Annotated in this window: 19 protein-coding genes and 1 riboswitch; of the genes, 13 read left to right on the top strand and 6 right to left on the bottom strand. The window is 60.4% G+C overall.

The annotated features are described in order from the left end of the window. Positions 1–6: 6 nt before the first annotated feature. The 10 genes from cbiB (at position 7) to QC821_RS02465 (ending at position 9,434) form a co-directional block, all read left to right on the top strand. A complete protein-coding gene (gene cbiB / locus QC821_RS02510; protein WP_309716536.1) occupies positions 7–1,017 on the top strand; it encodes an adenosylcobinamide-phosphate synthase CbiB in 1,011 nt (336 codons plus the stop codon). Further along, entirely contained in the window at positions 1,008–2,120 is a 1,113-nt protein-coding gene (gene cobD / locus QC821_RS02505) for a threonine-phosphate decarboxylase CobD (RefSeq protein ID WP_309716533.1), read from the top strand. The genes cbiB and cobD overlap by 10 nt, the downstream gene beginning before the upstream one ends. Next, complete coding sequence (locus QC821_RS02500; RefSeq protein ID WP_309716530.1) at positions 2,117–2,650, top strand: bifunctional adenosylcobinamide kinase/adenosylcobinamide-phosphate guanylyltransferase; 534 nt, start codon at positions 2,117–2,119, stop codon at positions 2,648–2,650. The genes cobD and QC821_RS02500 overlap by 4 nt, the downstream gene beginning before the upstream one ends. Further along, a complete protein-coding gene (locus QC821_RS02495; RefSeq protein ID WP_309716527.1) occupies positions 2,647–3,402 on the top strand; it encodes an adenosylcobinamide-GDP ribazoletransferase in 756 nt (251 codons plus the stop codon). Before QC821_RS02500 ends, QC821_RS02495 begins: the two co-directional genes overlap by 4 nt. Next, entirely contained in the window at positions 3,354–4,004 is a 651-nt protein-coding gene (locus QC821_RS02490) for a histidine phosphatase family protein (RefSeq protein WP_309716524.1), read from the top strand. The genes QC821_RS02495 and QC821_RS02490 overlap by 49 nt, the downstream gene beginning before the upstream one ends. Next, complete coding sequence (locus QC821_RS02485) at positions 3,959–4,420, top strand: bifunctional adenosylcobinamide kinase/adenosylcobinamide-phosphate guanylyltransferase (protein ID WP_309716521.1); 462 nt, start codon at positions 3,959–3,961, stop codon at positions 4,418–4,420. Before QC821_RS02490 ends, QC821_RS02485 begins: the two co-directional genes overlap by 46 nt. Positions 4,421–4,670: 250 nt before the next feature. Then, positions 4,671–4,907: riboswitch (cobalamin riboswitch) on the top strand. 50 nt (positions 4,908–4,957) lie between these two features. Then, positions 4,958–6,781, top strand: coding sequence for a TonB-dependent receptor domain-containing protein (locus QC821_RS02480; RefSeq protein ID WP_309716518.1), 1,824 nt, complete (start codon positions 4,958–4,960; stop codon positions 6,779–6,781). After that, positions 6,726–7,670, top strand: coding sequence for a cobalamin-binding protein (locus tag QC821_RS02475; RefSeq protein WP_479691074.1), 945 nt, complete (start codon positions 6,726–6,728; stop codon positions 7,668–7,670). Before QC821_RS02480 ends, QC821_RS02475 begins: the two co-directional genes overlap by 56 nt. A 16-nt stretch (positions 7,671–7,686) precedes the next feature. Beyond that, positions 7,687–8,664, top strand: a complete 978-nt coding sequence (locus QC821_RS02470) for a FecCD family ABC transporter permease (RefSeq protein WP_309717388.1) — start codon at positions 7,687–7,689, stop codon at positions 8,662–8,664. Then, positions 8,664–9,434 carry an ABC transporter ATP-binding protein gene (locus QC821_RS02465; RefSeq protein ID WP_309716516.1) on the top strand — a complete coding sequence of 257 codons (771 nt, stop codon included), beginning with the start codon at positions 8,664–8,666 and terminating at the stop codon, positions 9,432–9,434. Before QC821_RS02470 ends, QC821_RS02465 begins: the two co-directional genes overlap by 1 nt. Positions 9,435–10,350: 916 nt before the next feature. Here QC821_RS02465 and rhtB read toward each other — a convergent pair. The 6 genes from rhtB to phnD all read right to left on the bottom strand — a co-directional run bounded on the left by rhtB (position 10,351) and on the right by phnD (position 16,245). Continuing rightward, positions 10,351–10,974, bottom strand: a complete 624-nt coding sequence (rhtB, locus tag QC821_RS02460) for a homoserine/homoserine lactone efflux protein (protein ID WP_309716513.1) — start codon at positions 10,972–10,974, stop codon at positions 10,351–10,353. Positions 10,975–11,530: 556 nt separating this feature from the next. After that, positions 11,531–12,331, bottom strand: coding sequence for an inositol monophosphatase family protein (locus QC821_RS02455; protein ID WP_309716510.1), 801 nt, complete (start codon positions 12,329–12,331; stop codon positions 11,531–11,533). A 349-nt stretch (positions 12,332–12,680) separates the two neighbouring features. Continuing rightward, positions 12,681–13,496, bottom strand: a complete 816-nt coding sequence (phnE, locus tag QC821_RS02450) for a phosphonate ABC transporter, permease protein PhnE (protein ID WP_309716507.1) — start codon at positions 13,494–13,496, stop codon at positions 12,681–12,683. Between the two features lie 57 nt (positions 13,497–13,553). Further along, entirely contained in the window at positions 13,554–14,363 is an 810-nt protein-coding gene (phnE, locus tag QC821_RS02445) for a phosphonate ABC transporter, permease protein PhnE (RefSeq protein WP_309716504.1), read from the bottom strand. Then, positions 14,360–15,196, bottom strand: a complete 837-nt coding sequence (gene phnC, locus QC821_RS02440; RefSeq protein ID WP_309716502.1) for a phosphonate ABC transporter ATP-binding protein — start codon at positions 15,194–15,196, stop codon at positions 14,360–14,362. Before phnC ends, phnE (QC821_RS02445) begins: the two co-directional genes overlap by 4 nt. Positions 15,197–15,285: 89 nt before the next feature. Further along, positions 15,286–16,245, bottom strand: a complete 960-nt coding sequence (gene phnD, locus QC821_RS02435; RefSeq protein ID WP_309716499.1) for a phosphate/phosphite/phosphonate ABC transporter substrate-binding protein — start codon at positions 16,243–16,245, stop codon at positions 15,286–15,288. 437 nt (positions 16,246–16,682) lie between these two features. Between phnD and QC821_RS02430 the strand changes: the two genes are divergently transcribed. The 3 genes from QC821_RS02430 to QC821_RS02420 all read left to right on the top strand — a co-directional run bounded on the left by QC821_RS02430 (position 16,683) and on the right by QC821_RS02420 (position 19,884). After that, the gene (locus QC821_RS02430) at positions 16,683–17,585 is read left to right on the top strand and encodes an acetaldehyde dehydrogenase (acetylating) (RefSeq protein WP_309716495.1); all 903 of its coding nucleotides are present in this window, start codon (positions 16,683–16,685) and stop codon (positions 17,583–17,585) included. Then, positions 17,582–18,592: a 4-hydroxy-2-oxovalerate aldolase gene (gene dmpG / locus QC821_RS02425; protein WP_309716492.1), complete on the top strand. Its 1,011-nt coding sequence runs from the start codon at positions 17,582–17,584 to the stop codon at positions 18,590–18,592. The genes QC821_RS02430 and dmpG overlap by 4 nt, the downstream gene beginning before the upstream one ends. An 86-nt stretch (positions 18,593–18,678) precedes the next feature. After that, positions 18,679–19,884, top strand: coding sequence for an amino acid aminotransferase (locus tag QC821_RS02420; protein WP_309716489.1), 1,206 nt, complete (start codon positions 18,679–18,681; stop codon positions 19,882–19,884). Position 19,885: the final 1 nt, after the last annotated feature.

Genomic DNA, 19,885 nt, shown 5'->3' with positions numbered 1-19,885 from the left:
TCGCGCATGTCGCAATGGCTGCTGCCCGGCGCACTCGCCGGTGCTTTGACTCTCGCCGGCCTGGGCCTGCTGCTGGCGGCGATCATCCTCGACCTGCTCGCGGGGGACCCGCGGCGCCTGCCGCACCCGGTGGTGGGCATCGGGCGTGCCATCGCCTGGCTGGAGGCGCGCTGGAACCATGGCCCGGGCGCATCGCGCCGCCGCCTTGGGGCGTTGATGACCGCGCTGGTGGTGGGGGGCGCCTATGCCGCCGGTTGGGTGCTGCTCACCCTGCTGGGGTGGCTGCATCCCTGGCTTGGCTGGGCCGCCGAGCTATGGTTGCTGTGGAGCTGCCTGGCGATCAAGGGCCTGGCCGATGCCGGGCGGGCGGTGGCAGCACCGCTTGCCGAGGGCGACCTGCCGGCAGCGCGCCGGGCACTGGGCATGATCGTCGGCCGCGACACCCAGACGCTGGATGAGAGCGAGATTGCCCGCGGCGCGGTGGAAACGGTGGCCGAGAACACGGTGGATGGCATCACCGCGCCGCTGTTCTGGGCGCTGATCGGCGGTGCGCCCCTGGCACTGGCCTACAAGGCGGTCAATACCCTCGACTCCATGGTGGGACACCGCAGCGCCCGCTATCGCGACTTCGGCTGGGCCTCGGCGCGGCTCGACGACCTGGCCAACTGGCCGGCGGCACGGCTGACGGCGCTGGCGATCTGGCTCTCGTCCTGGTGGCTGCCCGGTGAGTGGCAACGGCGCGGGGCGCTGGCAGCCACCCGTCGCCAGGCGCCACACCACCCCAGTCCCAACGCCGGCTGGCCGGAGGCGATGGTGGCCAACCTGCTCGGCGTGCAGCTGGGCGGTGTGAATTATTACGCCGGCGAGGTATCGCATCGCGCAACCCTGGGCACTCCTCACCGGCCGCTGTGTGCGGCGGATATCGGCGCCGCCGTGCGACTGATGCATGGCGGCTGGATAATGTTCCTGCTACCCATGGTAGCGCTGCTGTTACTGCTGGGAGGCATATGGCCGTGACCGATGACGACGCTCTCCAGGGCTGGCCTAGCCACGGCGGCCAGCCGAGCGCCTTTGCCGCGCTGGCCCAGCGCCACGGCTGGCCCGGCGAGCGGCCGCTGACCGACCTCAGCGCCAATCTCAATCCGCTGGGGCCGCCGGCCTGGCTGGAGAGCCGGCTGCGCGACACCTTGCCGGCCCTGGCACGCTACCCCGATCCCGACTATCCCACGGCCCGGCGTGCGATCGCCGACGCCGAGGGGCTGGTGCCCGAGCAGGTGCTGCTCACCAACGGCGGCGCCGAGGCGATCTTCCTCGCCGCCGCGCTGCATGCCGGCAAGCGGGCCGTGATCGTCGAACCGACCTTCGGTGAGTATGCCCGGGCCTGCCGCCACTATGGCGTCGGCATCGAACGACTGGGGCTGCCGGGGCCGGACTTCTGTCTCGACCTTCAAGCCGCCGGTGCGGCCATGGCCGAGGCCGACGTGATGTGGCTGTGCCGGCCCAATAACCCCACCGGCACCATAGTGCCGCGGGCCGAGATCGAAGCCCTGGCCGCCCTGGGGCAGCGCCACGCCACGACCCTGGTGGTGGACGAGGCGTTCGTCGATTTCAGCGACGATGACCAGCGCCTGACGCCGCTGCTCGCTGACTATCCCAACCTGCTGCTGCTGCGTTCGCTCACCAAGTTCTTCACCCTGCCGGGATTGCGTCTGGGCGCGCTGCTGGGGAGTGCCGAGCAGATCTCCCGCGCCGCCGCCTGCCAACTGCCGTGGAGCGTCAATGCCCTGGCCGCCGAGCTGGTAGCGCCGCTACTGGCAGACCATGAGTATCTACGGCACACGCGGGCCTGGCTCGACGCCGAGCGTGGCTATCTGCAGGGCGGGGTGGCGCGGCTCGGTTTCGAGACGCCGCCGACCCAGGCCAATTTCCTGCTGCTGCGCGATCCGCGCGGCCCTGGCAGCGCCGATCCGCTGTTTCTCCACCTGCTCTCCCATGGCCTGCTGGCCCGGCACACCCATAACTTTCATGGCCTCGACGGCGGCTGGCTGCGGGTGGCGCTGAGCGAGCGCGACACCAATCGGCGTCTGCTCGAGGCATTGGCTGCCTGGGGTTGCTCATGATCGCCTTCGTCAGCGGCGGCGCCCGCTCCGGCAAGAGCGCCTTCGCCGAGTCCCTGGTGCGTGAGTATCAGCGCCAGCGCGGCGGTGCACGCTACTACCTGGCCACCGCCACGCCCGGGGACGCCGAGATGGCGGCGCGTATCGCCCGGCACCGCGTCGAGCGTGGCGATGCCTGGCGAACCCTGGAGGCCGCGACCCTGGACCTTGCCCTGGCCGAGGTCGAGCCGGCAAGCGTACTGCTGCTCGACTGCCTGACGCTGTGGGCCAGTCGGGTGCTGTTCGAGCTTGACCTCGAGGCGTCGGCGGCACTGGCCCAGCTCGAGCGGGCCCTGGCCAGAGCCCGCGCCGCTGACATTGCGCTGGTGGTCGTCTCCAACGATATCAACGAGGGCATGCCACCCGAGGATGACGCCAGTTGGCGCTATCTGGCCCTGCTGCAGGCCGCACACCGCCGGGTGGCGGCGGAGGCCGACTGCGTGGTGCAGGTGGTCGCCGGCTTGCCCCAGGTATGGAAGGGGAGCCTGCCATGAGCAACGCCGGCTATGGGCTGCTGCTGGCGCTGCAGTTCCTCACCCGCGTGCCGATCCCGCTCAACTGCCCCTGGACCCCGGCGACCAGCCGCTGGGCGGTGCGCTGCTATCCGCTGGTCGGCATGCTGCTGGGAGGCTTGCTGGCGCTGGCCGGGCAGCTGTTCGGCAGTTTGCCGACGCCGCTGCTGGCGCTGCTGCTGCTGAGCCTGTGGGTAGCGCTATCGGGTGGCCTGCACCTGGACGGGCTGATGGACGTGGCCGATGCCCTGGGCAGCAACCGCCCGATGGAGCAGCGCTGGGTGATCATGAAGGATCCCCACGTTGGCAGTTTCGCGATCATCGCGCTGCTGTTCCAGCTGGCCTGGAAGGGGGCGCTGCTGTGGGCCTGGCTCGAGGCCGGCATTGGCCTGGTGTGGCTGGTGGCGGTGCTGGGGCTGGGGCGCCTGGGGGCCGTGGCACTGCTGGTGCTGGCGCCCGTGGCGCGCGAGGAGGGGTTGGCCTGGTCCTGGCAGCAGCACCTCGGCCATCGTGACCTGCTGCTGGCACTGCTGCCGCTGGTGCTGCTGTGGTGGCTGGCGCCGGGTTGGCTGCTGTCGCTCGGGGCGCTGCTGGTCTTTCTGTTGTCATATGGCGCGTTGATCATACGTGCCTTCAAGGGCATCAACGGCGATATCGTCGGTGCCGCCATCGAGGGAGGAGAGTTATGGCTGTTGCTGGTGGTCTGGTGGTCACTATCGTCCGTCATGGGCTGACGGCCTGGAATGTCGAGCAGCGCTACCAGGGCCAGCGCGATATACCGCTGCTGCTGCCCGATGCCGTGCCGGCGCTGGACCGCCTGCGCGATTACCTGCGCGCCTATCAGAGCGAGCGGCCTTTCGATGCCGTCTACTCCAGCGACCTGGGCCGTTGCCGGCAGACCTTGGCGCATGTCCTGGAAGGGCGCGAGGGCGATACGGCGCTCCACGTCGAGCCGCGCCTGCGCGAGATGGACTTCGGCGCCTACGAGGGCAAGTGCTACGACGACCTTAAGGACCTGCCGCAGTATCGCGCCTGGATCGACAGCCAGGGCGAACAGGCCCCGCCTGAGGGTGAGTCGGCCGCGGCGCTGCGGGCGCGGCTCGATGCCTGGTTTGCCGAGCTGCTCGCTTCCGCCGAGGCGCACGCCTGGCAGCGGGTGCTGGTGGTGACCCACGGCGGGGTGATTCGCGAGCTGCGGCGTCGCTTCGAGGCCATCGACTTCTGGGACGGCAGCGTGTCCCAGGCCGAAGGACGCTGCTTCGGCTTCGACAAGTCGCAAGGAGAGTGGCAATGCAGCTGGTCGTCGGCGGTGCCTGCGCCGGCAAGCGCGGGTTAGTCCAGCGCTGGTATCCCCATGCTCGTTGGCAGGCGCAGGAAGATGCAGTGCGCCAGGCGATCCTGCCTGCGCCCGGCGAAACGCTGGTGGTGAGCGGCTGGGCGGCCTGGATCGAGGCGGCGGTCGAGCGTGGGGCAGATGACGACGACGCCCTGCGCCTGGCGCTGATCGAGCGTCTCGACGCCCTGCGCGCCGCCGAGGCCGAGAGCGCCGCCCAGGTGGTACTGATCGTCGAGGAGATGGGCCGCGGCATCGTGCCGATGGGCGCCGAGCGGCGCCGCCTGCGCGATCTCAACGGCTGGCTGGCTCAGGACGCCGCGGCGCGCTGCGAGCGGGTCTGGTATGTGCGCCATGGGCTCTATCGGAGGTTAGATACACCAGGAGCACAGTTAGGTAGTTGTGCCGCTCGGGACTGATCCGGCGACAGGCCCACGAGGAGGCGCTGTGAACCCATCCCTGGGCGCTACCTTGCGCCCTGCTGCGCTCTCGCATCCTGCTTCGCTTGCAGGGCCGGTGCTGGCCATCCATGGCCAGCCCGTTCGGAGGAATCCTCCTCACCCATGGCGCAAACCTCCTCTTCGGCCTGTCCCCGGCGTCCCTTCACAAGGTGACCTCACTCACCGTTGGCCTACCTGTCACGAATTGACCTTTACCAGGCGCATTGCTAGCTTACCGCCACTCTCAGGTGCTGGCGGCGAGCTCGCCGCCAGGTAAACGGGAAGTCGGTGCGCGAGTCCTACCCCTCGTTTTTCGCCACTCCGACGCTGCCCCCGCAACGGTGATCGAGTCAACGACCGTCGATATGCCACTGTGCCCGCTTGGGCATGGGAAGGCGACGCTCGAGAAGGCCCATGGCGGCTTTCGCTCGTCAGCCCGGAGACCGGCCCGAGAGCACCGTGCAAGCCAATAAACATGACGCCGTGCGGGTGAGCACGGCGAGCAAGGGACTCTCCATGAACGCTCCACTCCCATCTCGTGGCCTGGCGGCTTTCGCCCTGGCCGCGCTGCCGCTGGCCGTCCAGGCCCAGAGTTCGCCAGCATCACCGGCCGACGACCCAAGCAACGCTCAGCAGCTCAACCCGGTGGTGGTGACCGCTGCCCTGGCGCCGCGCACCGCCGACGAAACGCTCTCGTCGGTCAGCGTGCTCGACGAAGCCACCCTGCGCCGCCAGGACCCTACCAGCGTGACCGATCTGCTGCGTGGCCAGCCCGGCGTCGATGTCACCACCAACGGTAGTTTCGGCAAGAACAGCAGTGTCTACCTGCGCGGCACCGGTAACGATCAGAACGTGCTGCTGATCGACGGCATTCGCTTGCGCTCGGCCACCGCGGGGGGAGCGGCTTGGCACTATCTCGACCCGCGCATGTTCCAGCGTGCCGAGATCGTGCGCGGCCCGCGTGGCAGCCTGTACGGTGCCGACGCGGTGGGCGGGGTGGTGCAGCTGTTTACCCACGACGCCGAGGCGGGCGGTCCGCACCCGCGTATTTCTGCCGGCGGCGGTTCCTTCAATACCCAGCGCTACAGTGCCGGCTTCTCCGGCAGTGAGGGCGGCACCCGTTACAGCTTCGCCGGCAGCCACTTCTCGACCGATGGCACGCCGGTGCGCCGCGGCGGTGACGACAAGGGCTACGACAATACGACGGCGCTGGCGCGGATGTCGCATACCTTCGGCGACGGTAGCGAGGTCGGCGTGCTGGCGCTGCGCGCCCGCGGCAGCAACGAGTTCGACGGCGGCGAGAGCGATTTCGTCCAGCAGGTTGCCGGGGTCTACGCCGAGTTGCCGATCACCGCGCAGTGGACCAGTCGGCTGACACTCAGCGAGGCGCGTGACGAGCTGGATTCCCTCGACGATTTCGGCGACTCCATCATCGATACCCGTACTCAGACGCTGCGCTGGCAGAATACCCTCGATCTCGGCATGCATGAGCTGATCACCGGGGCCGAGTACAGCGAAGACGCGGTGTCGGGCAGCAACGACTATGCCGTCGATAGCCGCGATAACGTTGCGGTGTTTGCCCAGGGGCTGCTGGACTTCGCGCCCTTTGCGGTACAGGCCAGCCTACGCTACGACGATAACCAGGCCTACGGCGAAGAAGTCACTGGCGGTCTGGCGCTGGGTTACGACCTCGATGACCGGCATACGCTGCGGGCAAGCTATGGCACGGCCTTCAAGGCTCCGAGTTTCAATGACCTCTACTTCCCGGGCTTCGGCAATCCCGACCTGGAGGCAGAGACATCCGAGACGGTCGAGCTCGGGGTTCGCGGTCAGTATGCGCGTTGGTTCTGGGACTCGGCGCTGTATCAGACCGATATCGACAACCTGATCGCCGGCCAGCGCGGCGAGCTGACCACGAATATTCCCACCACGCGTATCCGTGGCATCGAGCTTTCCGCCGGGGCCGAGCTCGACGACTGGACGCTGGCGGCGGCGCTGACCTATAGCGATCCCGAAAATCGCGCTACCGGTAAGCGCATCCAGCGGCGCGCCTCGCAGAGCCTGCGCCTCGACGCCGACCGCGAACTGGGCGACTGGTCGCTGGGCGGCTCGTGGATCGTGCAGAACCATCGCTACAACGATGCCGAGAATGAAGAACGGCTTGGCGGCTACGGACTGGTCAATCTGCGCGCCGGCTGGCAATTCGCCCCGCTGTGGTCGGCACGTCTGACCGTGGAGAATGCGCTTGATAAGGACTACGTCACGACACGCTTCTTCGACGGCGATGACTACCTCAGCGCCGGACGTGCGGCGTTCGTCAGTGTGCACTTTGGCCGCTAGACCGATACCCGGCCGGTTGGCCGGACTGGCGTTGGGGCTCCTTCCATGGTGGGGGAGCGCCCACGCAGAGCCCGTCTGCGTGGTCGACGACCGCGACCGCGAGGTGTGCCTGGAGGCGCCTGCCAGCCGCATTGCCGCGCTCTCGCCCGGTGCCACCGAGCTGATCTGGGCCGCCGGCGCCGGCGACCGGGTGGTCGCCGTGGTAGCCTATAGCGACTACCCCCCGGAGGCCCGGCAAGCGACCTCGGTGGGCAGCCACACCCGAGTCGATCTGGAGACCCTGGTCTCCCTCGAGCCGGACCTGGTGATCGGTTGGATCACCGGCAATCCCCCCGAGCAGCTCGAGACCATCGAGCAGCTCGGGCTGCCGGTGTTCTATATCGAGCCGCGCAGCATCGAAAGCGTGGCCACGACCATCGAGCGCCTAGCGCGTTTGGCAGGCAGCCAGGCCGAGGGCGATGAGGTGGCCGCGGCGTTTCGCACCGGCATGCATGCGCTAGCCGCCGAGTACGCCGACGCCGAGCCGGTAGCGACCTTTTATCAGGTCTGGGATGAGCCGCTGATGAGCGTCAACGATGAGCACCTGATCGGCGAAGTGGTCCAGCTGTGCGGAGGCGTCAATGTGTTCGGCGAGCTCTCGCGGCTGGTGCCGCGCATCGACGATGAAGCCGTGCTGGCCGCCGACCCGGAGGCGATCATCGCTGGCGGCATGGGCGAGGAGAACCGCCACTGGCTGACCCACTGGCAGCAGTATCCCGGCCTTACCTCGGTGGCGCGTGACAACCTGTTCTTCGTGCCGCCGTCGCTGATTCAGCGCCCCACGCCGCGCCTGCTCGAGGGCAGTCGTATCCTGTGCGAAAAGCTCGAGGTGGCGCGTGGCCGCCGCTGAGCCGGGTGCGCGGCCAATGCTGGCGAGCCGCGGCATGTGGCTACCGCTGGCAGTGCTGGCGCTGGCCGGGGCTGTTGCGCTGGGCATGTCGCTTGCCGTGGGCAGTGCCAGCGTGGCGCCGGAGGCGCTATGGGCAGTACTGCGCGGCGAGGGCGACGCCCTGTCGCGCACGCTGGTCCTCGAGCTGCGCCTGCCACGTGCGCTGTCGGCCTTCGCGGTGGGCGGGCTGCTTGCCGTGGCCGGCGCCCTGATGCAGGTGCTGCTGCGCAACCCGCTGGCCGACCCCTATGTGCTGGGGCTCTCAGGCGGTGCCGCGGTGGGGGCACTGGCGGCGATGCTGGCGGGGCTGGGCGGGGCGGTGATCAGCGGCTCGGCGTTTGCCGGTGCCTTTCTCTCCACGCTGCTGGTGTTCGGCCTGGCCCACGGCACCGGCAGCTGGACGCCGTCCCGCCTGCTGCTTACCGGGGTGGTGGTCGCCGCAGGGTGGGGCGCGGTGATCACCCTGATGCTGGCGCTGAGCCCGGCGGATCGTCTGCCCGGCATGCTCTACTGGCTGATGGGCGATCTCTCCTACTCGCGCTCCCCCTGGCCGCCGCTGACGCTGCTGCTGGGCATCTGCCTGCTGCTGATGCCCCTGGGGCGCAGCCTCAACGTGATGGCCCGCGGCCCGCTGCAGGCGGCGGCGCTGGGCGTCAACGTGCGCCCGCTGGAGTGGACGATCTACCTTGTCGCCAGCGCCCTCACCGCCATGGCGGTGACCACCGCCGGCAGCATCGGCTTCGTCGGCCTGGTAGTGCCGCATATGCTGCGCCTGGTGCTCGGCAACGACCAGCGTTTGATTCTGCCGGCCTGTGCCTTGGCCGGCGGTACCCTGCTGGTGCTGGCTGATACCTTCGCGCGCACCATGATCGCCCCGGAGCAGCTGCCGGTCGGCGTGATCACCGCGCTGCTCGGCGTGCCCACCTTCCTCTACCTGCTCTACCGGAGCCGCTGATGAACCGCCTCGAGATTCACGAGCTGGTGATCGACGTGCCGGGCCGCCGCGACGGCCGGGCGCTGACGCTTAGCGTCGAGCCGGGGCAGGTGTGGGGCGTGCTCGGCCCCAACGGCGCCGGCAAGACCACCCTGCTGCATACCCTGGCCGGGCTGCGCGGGCCGCGGGCAGGCCAGGTGCTGATCGACGGTCGCCCGCTGGCGGCGCTGGGGCGCCGCCAGGTGGCACGCACCCTGGGCCTGGTGTTCCAGGACCGCCACGATGGCTTTCCGGCCACGGTGCGTGAGACCGCGCTGATCGGTCGCCATCCGTGGCTTTCGGCGTGGCAGATGGAGGGCGGCGAGGACCTGCGCCTGGCCGAGGCGGCGCTCGAACGCCTCGACGTCGGGCACCTCGCCGAGCGGCTGGTCAGCACGCTCTCGGGGGGCGAACGCCAGCGCCTGTCGATTGCCACGGTGCTGACCCAGGCGCCGCAGATCTGGCTCGCCGACGAGCCGACCAACCATCTCGATCTCCACCACCAAACCGCAGTGATGGCGCTGCTCGCCGACGAGGCCCGGCAGGGCAGGGCGGTGATGATGTGCCTGCATGACCTCAACCTGGCCGCCCGCTGGTGCGATCACCTGCTGCTGCTCTACCCGGACGGCGAGGCCTGCTGGGGCCCGGCGGACACCATGCTGGAGCCCGCGGCCCTGGAACGGCTCTATGGCCAGCGCCTCGCCACCGCCTGGGTCGACGGCGCCCCGGTCTTCGTGCCCCTGAAAGGTTAGCGTGAATTCCATGGTGGGGCGCGGCGGCCCGTTGGCACAGCCAAGCTTGTAGGTTTGAACCCGGCTTATTCATGAGGCCAGCCTGAAAACGAAGATAGCGGATGGCATTCTCTTGAAAAAACAGTGTGTTACGCCAATAACCTGATCCAAGAGAGCCATCCACTATGGGTGAAAGCCCATCCATCTGGACACCCTCCTGCAACGGCTCTGTCCGACCGTACCACCAGCGACAGCGGCGCTCTGCTGCTGCGTGACGCCCTCGACAACACGCGCGAGTCGGTGCCCTCGTGAATAAGGTGGGTTGAAGGAGACCCAGAGCGGGCAATAGTTAGAAGGCTTGTCGGGGGAAGGGACGAGCCGCGCATCTGGCCCTGCTCGGGTACAAACAGTGGGAGGCATGGCTTCATCCCATCCACCAAGCACTGATAAGGAATCCATCGGCTGAGCACCCCTCAGACCGACGATCTTGGCAAGCCAGCGCTTGGGTGCACCCCGACAAGCCTTTTCAACCTAGCGTGGAGGGCGAGAGATCACATCGAGATACCCTCAACACGGATGGTGATCCCGTCGAGATGGCTTTGGTCAGGCAGCTTGTTGCATGACCTTAGGCTCTGTACGAAAATTGTCTGCGCTCGCCCATACGGCGTTAAAAATCGGCTCAAAGTACTCATTTACACCGCGTAAACTCCGTCTTTTCGCCAATTTTTACCTTGTCTGGCCATCGCTCGCCGACTTTTCGTACAAAACCTAGCCCTCCTTCCGCACGGAAGGAGGGCTTTTGCAACTTATTCTAGCATTGAAGAGTTCTTGGATGGCTGATGGGGAGAGCTCATAATACTTTTCCCCAGGCTTAATAGTTTGAATCTTGGCAGCAAGAAAAGCTGCGCACCCTCCTTTTTGTGCTGATCTCATGAAGTCAAGTCTTTTTATAAGCTGCAAGCATAATGGCAGCGATTATAAAAAATGAACCAAATGCGCGATTCATAAGTTTCATTCTTGATGTGGAGTTGACAAATCGCTTTAGCTGGCTAGCCAATGCTGCATAGCAGAACATGACGATTATATCTACAGCGAGGAGTGTTCCGCCCATGAGAAGTAGCTGAGGCATATAAGATGACGTACTGCTGTTGGATAGGAACTGGGGGAAAAGAGCGACCAGAAATACCGTGGCTTTAGGGTTGGTTAGGTTGACGAAAGCAGATTGCCAGAACTGCTTGTTCTTTGTATTCTCCTCACTATTGCTGTTTTCCAAGGAGCCAGGTGATCTCCACTTCTGAACGCCTAGCCAAATTAGATACGCAACTCCCATCCACTTAATAAATGAGAATGTTGTGGTGGAAGATGCTAAGACTGTCCCAATCCCAATAGCAACTGCTAGAATCTGGATGCCATACCCAAGTTGTAAGCCCAAGATGGTTGGGAAGGCGGATCTAACACCATTGTTAATTCCGCTGTTCATCGTATTTATAGCTCCTGCACCGGGAGATACACTCACCAAAAACGAAGCCATTAGAAAAGTAAGCCAAACGCCGAGACTCATTGTTTCCACCCGTGTTATAAAAAATCATTACTTCTTTCAATCGGTCAATTAGAAGGGTGCGATTGTATCAGAGTTTCTGTTACAGTTTCGGGTCAGTGTTGTTAATACCAGTTATTCGTATGCATTCAGTTTGGAGATTGTTGCGATGACGGAACTATGGAAGCTTGGCTTGTTACCCATTTCACTTGATATGGGAAGGTTGTAGAAAGTTTTCCATCACTTTGGTGAGAATCTCTCCCAGCATTGCTCTTTATATATGGTGATTATGTGAGGTCAGGGCCATGTTGTCCATAAAGTCAGCGAGATAATTCCATTGCGGCTTTGTATAGCCAAAGTGGCTTTCACGCGGCTGGAATCATCGATGGGATAATTGTAGTCAGGTGAAAACCAATATACCAGTGGACAGTCGGGATTTCGCTTAGATCGACATATCTCTTCGAAGGACGGCTTGCCTGATAGAATCAGGAGCCTGTCGACCATCTACACTAATCCTGCCATCTGTCTATATCCGAAAAGCACAGGATTTTTTGATGATACGCCTTGACACCCCTCCCTTTTACTTGACCAGTACGCTTAAAAGCTTATCATACTGCTCTGGATTAGCTACTAGCAAGCTGTTCCACTCAGCGGGATTTGGGTTGCAAGAAAGGTCGGTGACCTTGCATCCTGCCTCTCGTGCAATGACGATTCCTGCTGCAATGTCCCATAGATCCAGTCGCGCGCCCTGAGACCAAAAAGCGTCAAACCGGCCAAGGCCAGTATATGCAATCTCGAGTGCGGCAGAGCCTGGGCTGCGAATCCCGGCCACGCGGGGCATCAGCGCGGAGAGTTGTCGCTGGCTCGTCGCGCAGTCGCCCTTGTTGTGATAAGGCAGGCAGGTGCCGACCAGCATCTCAGTGAGAGGACGTGCTGGTAAAACGGGCATCCGCTGCGATCCCTGATAAGCCCCTTGGCCACGGATGGCCCAGAGCATCTCGTCCAGGAGCGGCTGATAGACCACACCGTGGGTGAGGGCCTCACCCTGGCGCACTGCAATAGAGACCGAGAAGTGAGGCACACGGTGCAGGAAGTTGTTGGTGCCGTCGAGCGGGTCGATGATTACTGTGAGGTCGCTGTCGCCGGCCGGGATGGCGCCGGTTTCCTCGCCGAGAAAGCCCACCTCGGGGTGGGCAAGTCGGATAGTTTCAATGATGGCGTGTTCAGCTGCTTGGTCATAGTGGGTCACGAAATCCGAGGCGCCCTTGCACTCGAAGTCGATGGCTCCAACGGCTTGGTAACCCTCGTAGAGGAGTTTACCGGCCGCCCGGGCTGCCTGCTGCAGGGTGTCGATCAGGATAGTAGTGGTCGATTTGGTCATGTTAGGGCTCCTAAGAGGGTGGCGTACTACTTGCTTCGCGTAAAATCCACCCTGAGGGTACGGTGTTGCATGTCTATGACACCTGGGGGAGGGAGAGTCGCAAGTAAGGTAACTGGCGACGCCAATCGATGTACTTCCACATGCTCGAGCCTGGCGATGCTGCTGGCCTGGACACCCAGCTCGGCCGCTGCCACGGCGCTAAGCTTTACTCGGCAGTACTTTTCCAACGGGATTCCCTAGATTCATAGAATAACCGCGGCGCTTTGGACCACGCGGTAGAAGCAAGAGAGCCAGTGCCTGTACCCTTCCTGCCTTACCAATCATGAAGCCAATCTTTCTAAACTATTCATCATATGATGGCGTGGCGTACCTGGGCTGAAATCCACTCCGATACCAGCACGGTGGCAAAGATCATCACGAAGATCACGCTGACCTGGTTCCAGGCGAGGCTGTTGATGGCGGCGTTAAGCTGCAGCCCAATACCGCCGGCGCCGACCAGCCCCAGCACCGTGGACTCGCGGATGTTGATGTCCCAGCGGTAGACGCTGATACCGGCGAAGGCGGGCATCACCTGGGGCAGCACGCCGTAGCTCATCACCTGCAGGCGGCCGGCACCGGTGGCGCTGATCGCTTCCACCGGCGTGGGGTGGATCTCCTCGATGGCTTCATAGAGCAGCTTGCCGACGAAGCCGATGGAGCGCAGGGCGATGGCGATGATGCCGGCTAGTACTCCGGGCCCTAGAATGGTAACCAGCAGCATCGCCCAGATCAGCGAGTTGATGGAGCGCGACGAGACGATAACCACCAGGGCGACGCTGCGTACCAGCGGATGGGGGGTGGTATTGCGGGCTGCCAGGAAGGCAACCGGGAAGGCCATGGCGATGCCCAGCAGGGTGCCCAGGGTGGCGATGTTGAGGGTGTCCCACATGGGCTTCCAGAGCCGGTGGGCCACCTCCCACTGGGGTGGCAGCATGCGGCTGATGAGATCACTGCCCTGGCGGCCGGCGTCCTCCACGAACACCCACATGGTGTTGTCGGAGATCACCTTCCAGCAGAGCAGGAAGAGGCAGGCGCCGGCCAGCCAGGCCAGATAGCCCAGCCACTGGGCGCGGGTGGTGCGCAGGTGCCAGATGGGCGTGCCCTGCGGAGTCGTAAAAACGGGCATGGAGCTTTCCTTTTCAAGCAAAGGCAATGAGCGAGCGATCTGCGCGCTGCCTTTGCATCACTGGGTCCAGCGGCGGATATGGCTTGAGGAGTACTCGCACAGCAACACGATGGCGATGATGATCAGTAGGATTGCCGCCGCGGTGTCGTACTCGTAGCGGCTGATGGCGGTGTTCAGGGTAGCGCCGATGCCGCCCGCCCCGACAATGCCGATCACCGCCGACTCGCGGAAGTTGATGTCCAGGCGGTACATGGAGAGGCCGATCAGCCGCGGCATCACCTGGGGCTGCACGGCGTGGTTCATGGTCTGCCACCAGCTTGCCCCGGTGGCGCGCACCGCCTCCACCTGGCGCCAGTCCAGGTCCTCAATGTCCTCGGCGAGCAGCTTGGCCATGAAGCCGATGGTGGCGAAAGCCAGGGTAATCATGCCGGCCAGGGGGCCGAAACCGAACATCACCACGAAGAGAATGGCGATGATGACCTCCTGGAAGGTGCGCGATACCGTGATGATGCCCCGGCACAGGTAGTAGATGGGCCAGGGGGCGATGTTGCGCGCCGCGCCGAGTCCCACCGGAATGGCCAGGGCCACGCCGATCACTGTGGAGGTGAAGGTCATGGTCAGGCTCTCGAGGATGCCGTCGAGAATATCGACGCGCCGCGAGACGAAGTCCGGCTGGGCGAAGGCGGCCAGGAAGTTCAGCCCGCGGCTGGCGCCCTCGGCGACTCGTGCCCAGTTGACCTCCACCGAGGCCAGGGCCACCACCAGGTAGACGGCCAGGCCCACCACCAGCCCCCAGCGTAGCCTGGGATTCTCGATCAGCGGCCGGCGCCGCCAGCGGCCCGCCTGGGCCAGGGCCTGGCGGCTCATAAGGCGCCTCCGGTAGCCATGGTCAGCTGAGGAGAGGGCGCCGCTGCGGCAGCCGGTGTGCTCGGGGTCTCTTCGCCCTGGGCCTGGGTATCCCACTCTTCCTCGCCGTAGATGGTGGTGAGGGTTTCGGCGTCGAGCTCGCTGGGCTTGCCATCGAAGACAATCTCGCCGGCGCGCAGGCCAACGATGCGGTCGGCGAACTGCTGGGCCAGCGCCACGTCGTGGATATTGATGATGGCGGCCAGGTCACGCTCCGCGCACAGCTCGCGGATCAGGCGCATGATCTGCCGCGAGGTCTTGGGATCGAGGCTTGCCGTGGGCTCGTCCACCAGCAGCAGCCGCGGACGCTGGATCAGCGCCCGGGCGATGCCGACCCGCTGGCGCTGGCCGCCTGAAAGGGCATCGGCGCGCTTGTCCATGGCCTGGGGTAGGCCAACACGCCCCAGCAGCCGGAAAGCCTCGGCGACATCGTCGGCGGGGTAGCGGCGCAGGAAGCTGCGCCAGAAGCCCACGTAGCCGAGCCGCCCGGAGAGCACGTTCTCCATTACCGTCAGGCGATCCACCAGGGCGTATTCCTGGAAGATCATGCCCATGGTGCGGCGCGCCCGGCGCAGGGCCTTGCCCGAGAGGCGGGTCAGTTCGGTCTCCTCCAGGCGAATGCTACCGTTGGTGGGTTCCACCAGGCGATTGACACAGCGGATCAGGGTGCTCTTGCCGGCCCCGGAGGGGCCGATCAGTGCCATCACCTGGCCCCGCGGCAGGGTCAGGTCGATATCGGTCAGGGCGCGGTCCCCGGTGGGGTAGCGCTTGGTGACCTGGGACAGGGTCAGCATGTCGGGTCTCCCTTGCATGCGCACGGGCCTGGAGAGCGAAGGTCCTCCTGGCCCGTGCAGGATCAATGGCTTGACAATTAGATCGCGGATTAATCGCAGTCGTAGGTCACGCCATTGGCCTCGGCGATGGTGCGGATAATCTCCCAGCGATCGGCGTAATCGATAGGAATAAACTGGCTTTCTCCATTGTTGGAAAATTCCGCTTGCAACTGCGTACCTTCCCAGTCGTAGCTGAAGAAGGCTTCCTTGACTTTTTCCTGTAGTTCAGGATGCAAGTTGTGAGTGGTGCCGTAGGGAGTTGTGGGGAAAGTGGCAGAGGTATAAATGACTTCGTAATCATCCTCGCTAATCACCCCCCTTGCTTTCATTCGTGTGATAACGGAATTGGCGATTGCTGCGGCGTCGTAATCCTGATGTATGACCCCCAGGATCGAGTTCTCATGAGTGCCAGCGAAGGGAGTGTCGAAGTCAACGCCAGCTTCCATCCCGAACTCAGACTTGATGATTGCCGATGGAGCCCTAAATCCAGAATTCGATGTCTGAGAAGTAAACGCGAGCTCTCTCCCGGTTAGGTCTTCTACAGAGGTGATGCCGCTTCCCGGGTAGGTGATGATCTCCATCTCGTAGCCGAAGCTACCGTCCTCGCCTGCCATCATGGCAAAGGGGCGGAACCCTCCGCAGTTAACCGCTAGAGGCACACCGCCAGTGTTGAATCCGGCCACGTGCAGTCGGCCAGCGCGTAGCGCCTCCTGCTGGGCGGCATTGGATTGGACAGGGAAGAACTGGATATCTTTACCAGTCACCTGGCTCAGGTGATCGAGAAAGTCGGACCAGACATTAGCGTAAACAGCAGGATCTTCGACAGGAGTATAGGCGAAGACCAGTGTGTCAGGGTCTACCCACTGGCTCTCATCGGGTGGGATGTCGGCAATCATGTCTCCATCGGCATCAGTATAACGTTCTGAGAGTTCGGCGTTAGCCTGAAGCGATAGTGCAGCTAAGAGTCCAATCAGGCTGGTTGTTGCTGTCTTTCGATATGGGCTAAGCATGCTGGCCTCAATGATAAAGGTTTAGGGTTTTACTATCTTGAGGCGTAGATTTTGCACGCAATAGATTACGGTGGCATGTCGTTATGAATAAGATTTTGTTTCATTAATCTTACGTTTATGAAGTGCTCTTTTCACTAATAATGGGTTTTGTTTTTCATGGGTATGATGTGCCAGAGTGGTTCTGTGAGAATATCTGTTATCGTATTTTTTGTTGAAAAATCATGTGGTTGGAAAGTCTTTCGGCCCTTCGTGTTAGGGTGGAGGGTCGACACAGTCGACCTTGATGAAAGGGCCCGGCGGTGAGGTGGTGGCATTCAAGTTGAGCTGACAACGTTGCTGAAGCAATAGTGAAACGCGGGGTTAATGTAAAAGGTGCATGCTTGATCTGCCAGCAGCAGATGGTTTTTCTTCCACAGCTTCCTTAATAGGGTGAGGGTATGTCAAATAGAGTGGCTATAATTGGTACCGGAAGTATCGGGATTGATTTGATGTACAAAACAATTAATTCTAAAGAGTTGGATCTACGCTTTGTCGTAGGGCGAAGAAGCGATAGTCCAGGCATGAAAGAGGCAATGCTGAGGGGAGTCGCGACATCAAGCGAAGGAATTGCCTACCTTGAAGATAATATCGACAAAATTGATATCGTTTTCGATGCGACATCGGCAAGTTCGCACGCAGAGCATGATAGGGTTTTCTGTAAACATAATAAGTTTGTTGTTGACCTTACTCCAGCAAAGCTCGGGGAACTCTGCGTTCCCGTTATAAATATGGAATCATTAAAAGATTCAAGGAATATAAATCTGATAACTTGTGGTGGGCAAGCAAGCTTGCCACTGGCATACGCATTAAAGAATTCCTGTGAAAAGGTCTTGTATGTCGAGGTGATCTCTAGCATTTCATCTGACAGTGCAGGGATTGCAACTAGGGAAAATCTTAATGAGTATGTTGAAACCACAGAATTTGCACTTAGAAGTTTTACCGATGCGGAGGCGTCGAAAGCCATATTGAATATAAATCCAGCAGTTCCTCAAGTGTGCATGCAAACTACTCTATATGCTCGCTGTGAAAAGGTTGATATTGAAAGGCTGAGAAGCAATGTCAACAGTGTGGTGAAAAAAGTTAAGGAGTATGTTCCAGGATATAATCTGGTGCTCGAGCCATTAGTTGACTCCGGTAGTGTAACCTTAGCAGTTCAGGTGTATGGCAGTGGCGATTATCTTCCTGAGTACTCAGGGAATCTAGATATCATCAACTCTGCTGCAATAGCCGTTGCAAAGTTTAAATCAAAGGTGAGTGGCGCTGGTTCAAGAGCAGTGGCCATTGAGGAGAGGTTGGCATGAAAAATAAGCACATATCTATTAGTGATTGCTCTCTGAGAGATGGTAATCACGCGATTAAGCACCAGCTTAGTGTCGAGCAGATAGCTAATTACTGTAAAGGGGCTGATCGAGCTGGGTTAGATATCGTCGAAGTTGGTCACGGATATGGACTTGGAGCGTCATCCAGTGCATTTGGTGTTGCCAAAGTAGATGATGAAACCATGTTATCCGTTGCTAGAGAAAATTGTACGAGATCCAAGCTGGGTGTCCACTTTGTTCCGGGTGTGGGTAAGCACTCTGACTTGGATATGGCCATTGAAATTGGTGTGGATGTTTTTCGAATTGCTAGCCACTGCACGGAAAGTAATATAACTTATAGGCCGATACAGTATCTTAAAGCGAAAGATAAGATGGTGTATGGCGTTCTCATAATGTCTCACATGGCTGATGCCGAAAAACTCCTAAAAGAAGCCTCAGGAATGAAAGCCGCAGGGGCGGATGGCATTGTCCTCATGGACAGTGCTGGGTACTCGACCCCTGATATTGTCAGTGAAAAAGTCTCAGTTTTGCATGAAAATCTAGGAATTACTATTGCCTATCATGCTCATAATAACCTTGGCCTTGCTGTAGCAAACTCAATTGCGGCAGTAGAGTCTGGTGCAGAGATAGTTGATGCCACAATAAAAGGCTTTGGGGCGGGTTCAGGAAACACGCAGTTGGAGGCTGTAGTCGCTGTGTTTGAAAGATATGGGTACAAAATGAATGTCAAGTTCAAGGACCTTGTTAATCTATCCTTGTACGCTGAAAATAGCATAATAAGCAGTGTTCCTGATATAAAGGCAATAAACATTATGACAGGGATGCATGGGCTGTTTACTGGCTACGGGACATATGTCCAGAAAGTCTCGTCTGACTTCGGTGTTGATATCTTTGAGCTGTGTGAAAGGCTTGCTTCTAGAAAGTTGGTTGCTAGCCAAGAAGATATAATATTAGAGGAGGCAAGTAAGCTGGCCAGAAGAGCTGTATAAGGGAACAGAGTGGTTAACTTCTCCTTAAGCCGTGGATCGGTTGTGCGAGACACGGCTTTTGTTTTAGTTCTTTTGGGAGGTGTTTTATGTTTGAAAGCCTTGAGATGACTCATCCTGACCCAATCTTGACACTTAGCGAACACTTTATGAATGATACTAACCCTAGGAAGGTTGACCTGGGGATTGGTCTTTATAAAGATAAATATGGGGATACTCCTGTAATGGAGTCTGTGAGGATAGCAGAAAGTTTTGTTGTTGATAGTGCTATGGACAAAATCTATAAAGGTTCAAGTGGTCTTGATGGGTTTTGTGATGTTATTTCCTGGCTTCTTTTCAGGGAAAGGAGTAGTTTGATTGAAAATGGAAGGGTTTTATCGATTCAAACTATAGGTGGAACAGGAGCGGTTAGGCTTGCGGCAGAGTTTCTTAAACAAATAGACCCTGATAAGGGAGTCTGGGTTAGCGACCCGACATGGGGGAATCATATAGATATTTTTCTACATTTAGGGATGAAGGTTTCTTGCTATCCCTATCAAAGTGGTGGAGGTGGTTTAAACTTTCCAATTATGCTGGAAAGTATTAGAAAAATCCCAGAAGGTGATGTGATTATTTTGCACGGTTGTGGGCATAACCCTACTGGTTATGATCTTTCAAAATGTCAATGGCATGCCGTTCTGGAAGTTGTAAAGGAAAGAGGGCTGTTTCCAGTGATTGATATGGCCTATCATGGTCTGGCAAATGGGTTGTGCGATGACATTTACTGCGTAGAGCTGTTCTCAGATCATCTGGATGAGATGTTTGTTGCGTATTCTTGCTCCAAGAATTTTGGACTTTATCGAGATAGGGTTGGAGCTCTTGTGGTTCTAGGTAAGAACCGCGATAGCTGTGTAAAGGCCAAGCTTCATTTATCTAGGTTGGCTAGAGTAAGTATTTCCAGTCCAGCTATACATGGTGCATTGATTGTTAGTGAGATACTGTCGTCTCCTGAACTAAATAGGGTGTGGGTGGAAGAATTAAGTCGCATGTCGCTCAGGGTTAAGTTTGCAAGGGGTATGCTAATTAAAGAGGCTTGTAAGCAAGGGTGTGACGATGCTTTTAGGAATGTTAGTAATGGTGTGGGATTGTTTTCATTGATTCCTGTTGGCAGAGAAGATGTAGACGTGCTAAGGGAGGAGTTTTGTATATATATGCTGGATTCTGGGCGGATAAATTTATCAGGGGTGAATGATGATAATGTTGGGTATATTGTTTCATCGATAAAAGCATTGCTGGGTAAGCAAGGGGGGGTATAGC

It is taken from the genome of Franzmannia qiaohouensis, from assembly GCF_031451695.1.
Classification (GTDB): domain Bacteria; phylum Pseudomonadota; class Gammaproteobacteria; order Pseudomonadales; family Halomonadaceae; genus Franzmannia; species Franzmannia qiaohouensis.
Note: the sequence above shows the minus strand (reverse complement) of the source record. Positions and strands in the feature narration are given on the sequence as shown.

Bases quoted from the DNA above. Each gene is read 5' to 3' on its own strand.
- cbiB (WP_309716536.1), top strand. From the start codon at position 7: ATGTCGCAATGGCTGCTGCCCGGCGCACTCGCCGGTGCTTTGACTCTC.
- QC821_RS02490 (WP_309716524.1), top strand. From the start codon at position 3,354: ATGGCTGTTGCTGGTGGTCTGGTGGTCACTATCGTCCGTCATGGGCTG.
- phnC (WP_309716502.1), bottom strand. From the start codon at position 15,196: ATGCTGACCCTGTCCCAGGTCACCAAGCGCTACCCCACCGGGGACCGC.
- phnD (WP_309716499.1), bottom strand. From the start codon at position 16,245: ATGCTTAGCCCATATCGAAAGACAGCAACAACCAGCCTGATTGGACTC.
- QC821_RS02455 (WP_309716510.1), bottom strand. From the start codon at position 12,331: ATGACCAAATCGACCACTACTATCCTGATCGACACCCTGCAGCAGGCA.
- QC821_RS02470 (WP_309717388.1), top strand. From the start codon at position 7,687: ATGCTGGCGAGCCGCGGCATGTGGCTACCGCTGGCAGTGCTGGCGCTG.
- cobD (WP_309716533.1), top strand. From the start codon at position 1,008: ATGGCCGTGACCGATGACGACGCTCTCCAGGGCTGGCCTAGCCACGGC.
- QC821_RS02420 (WP_309716489.1), top strand. From the start codon at position 18,679: ATGTTTGAAAGCCTTGAGATGACTCATCCTGACCCAATCTTGACACTT.
- QC821_RS02485 (WP_309716521.1), top strand. From the start codon at position 3,959: ATGCAGCTGGTCGTCGGCGGTGCCTGCGCCGGCAAGCGCGGGTTAGTC.
- QC821_RS02500 (WP_309716530.1), top strand. From the start codon at position 2,117: ATGATCGCCTTCGTCAGCGGCGGCGCCCGCTCCGGCAAGAGCGCCTTC.
- phnE (WP_309716507.1), bottom strand. From the start codon at position 13,496: ATGCCCGTTTTTACGACTCCGCAGGGCACGCCCATCTGGCACCTGCGC.
- QC821_RS02430 (WP_309716495.1), top strand. From the start codon at position 16,683: ATGTCAAATAGAGTGGCTATAATTGGTACCGGAAGTATCGGGATTGAT.
- QC821_RS02465 (WP_309716516.1), top strand. From the start codon at position 8,664: ATGAACCGCCTCGAGATTCACGAGCTGGTGATCGACGTGCCGGGCCGC.
- dmpG (WP_309716492.1), top strand. From the start codon at position 17,582: ATGAAAAATAAGCACATATCTATTAGTGATTGCTCTCTGAGAGATGGT.
- QC821_RS02495 (WP_309716527.1), top strand. From the start codon at position 2,647: ATGAGCAACGCCGGCTATGGGCTGCTGCTGGCGCTGCAGTTCCTCACC.
- QC821_RS02480 (WP_309716518.1), top strand. From the start codon at position 4,958: ATGAACGCTCCACTCCCATCTCGTGGCCTGGCGGCTTTCGCCCTGGCC.
- rhtB (WP_309716513.1), bottom strand. From the start codon at position 10,974: ATGAGTCTCGGCGTTTGGCTTACTTTTCTAATGGCTTCGTTTTTGGTG.
- phnE (WP_309716504.1), bottom strand. From the start codon at position 14,363: ATGAGCCGCCAGGCCCTGGCCCAGGCGGGCCGCTGGCGGCGCCGGCCG.
- QC821_RS02475 (WP_479691074.1), top strand. From the start codon at position 6,726: ATGACTACCTCAGCGCCGGACGTGCGGCGTTCGTCAGTGTGCACTTTG.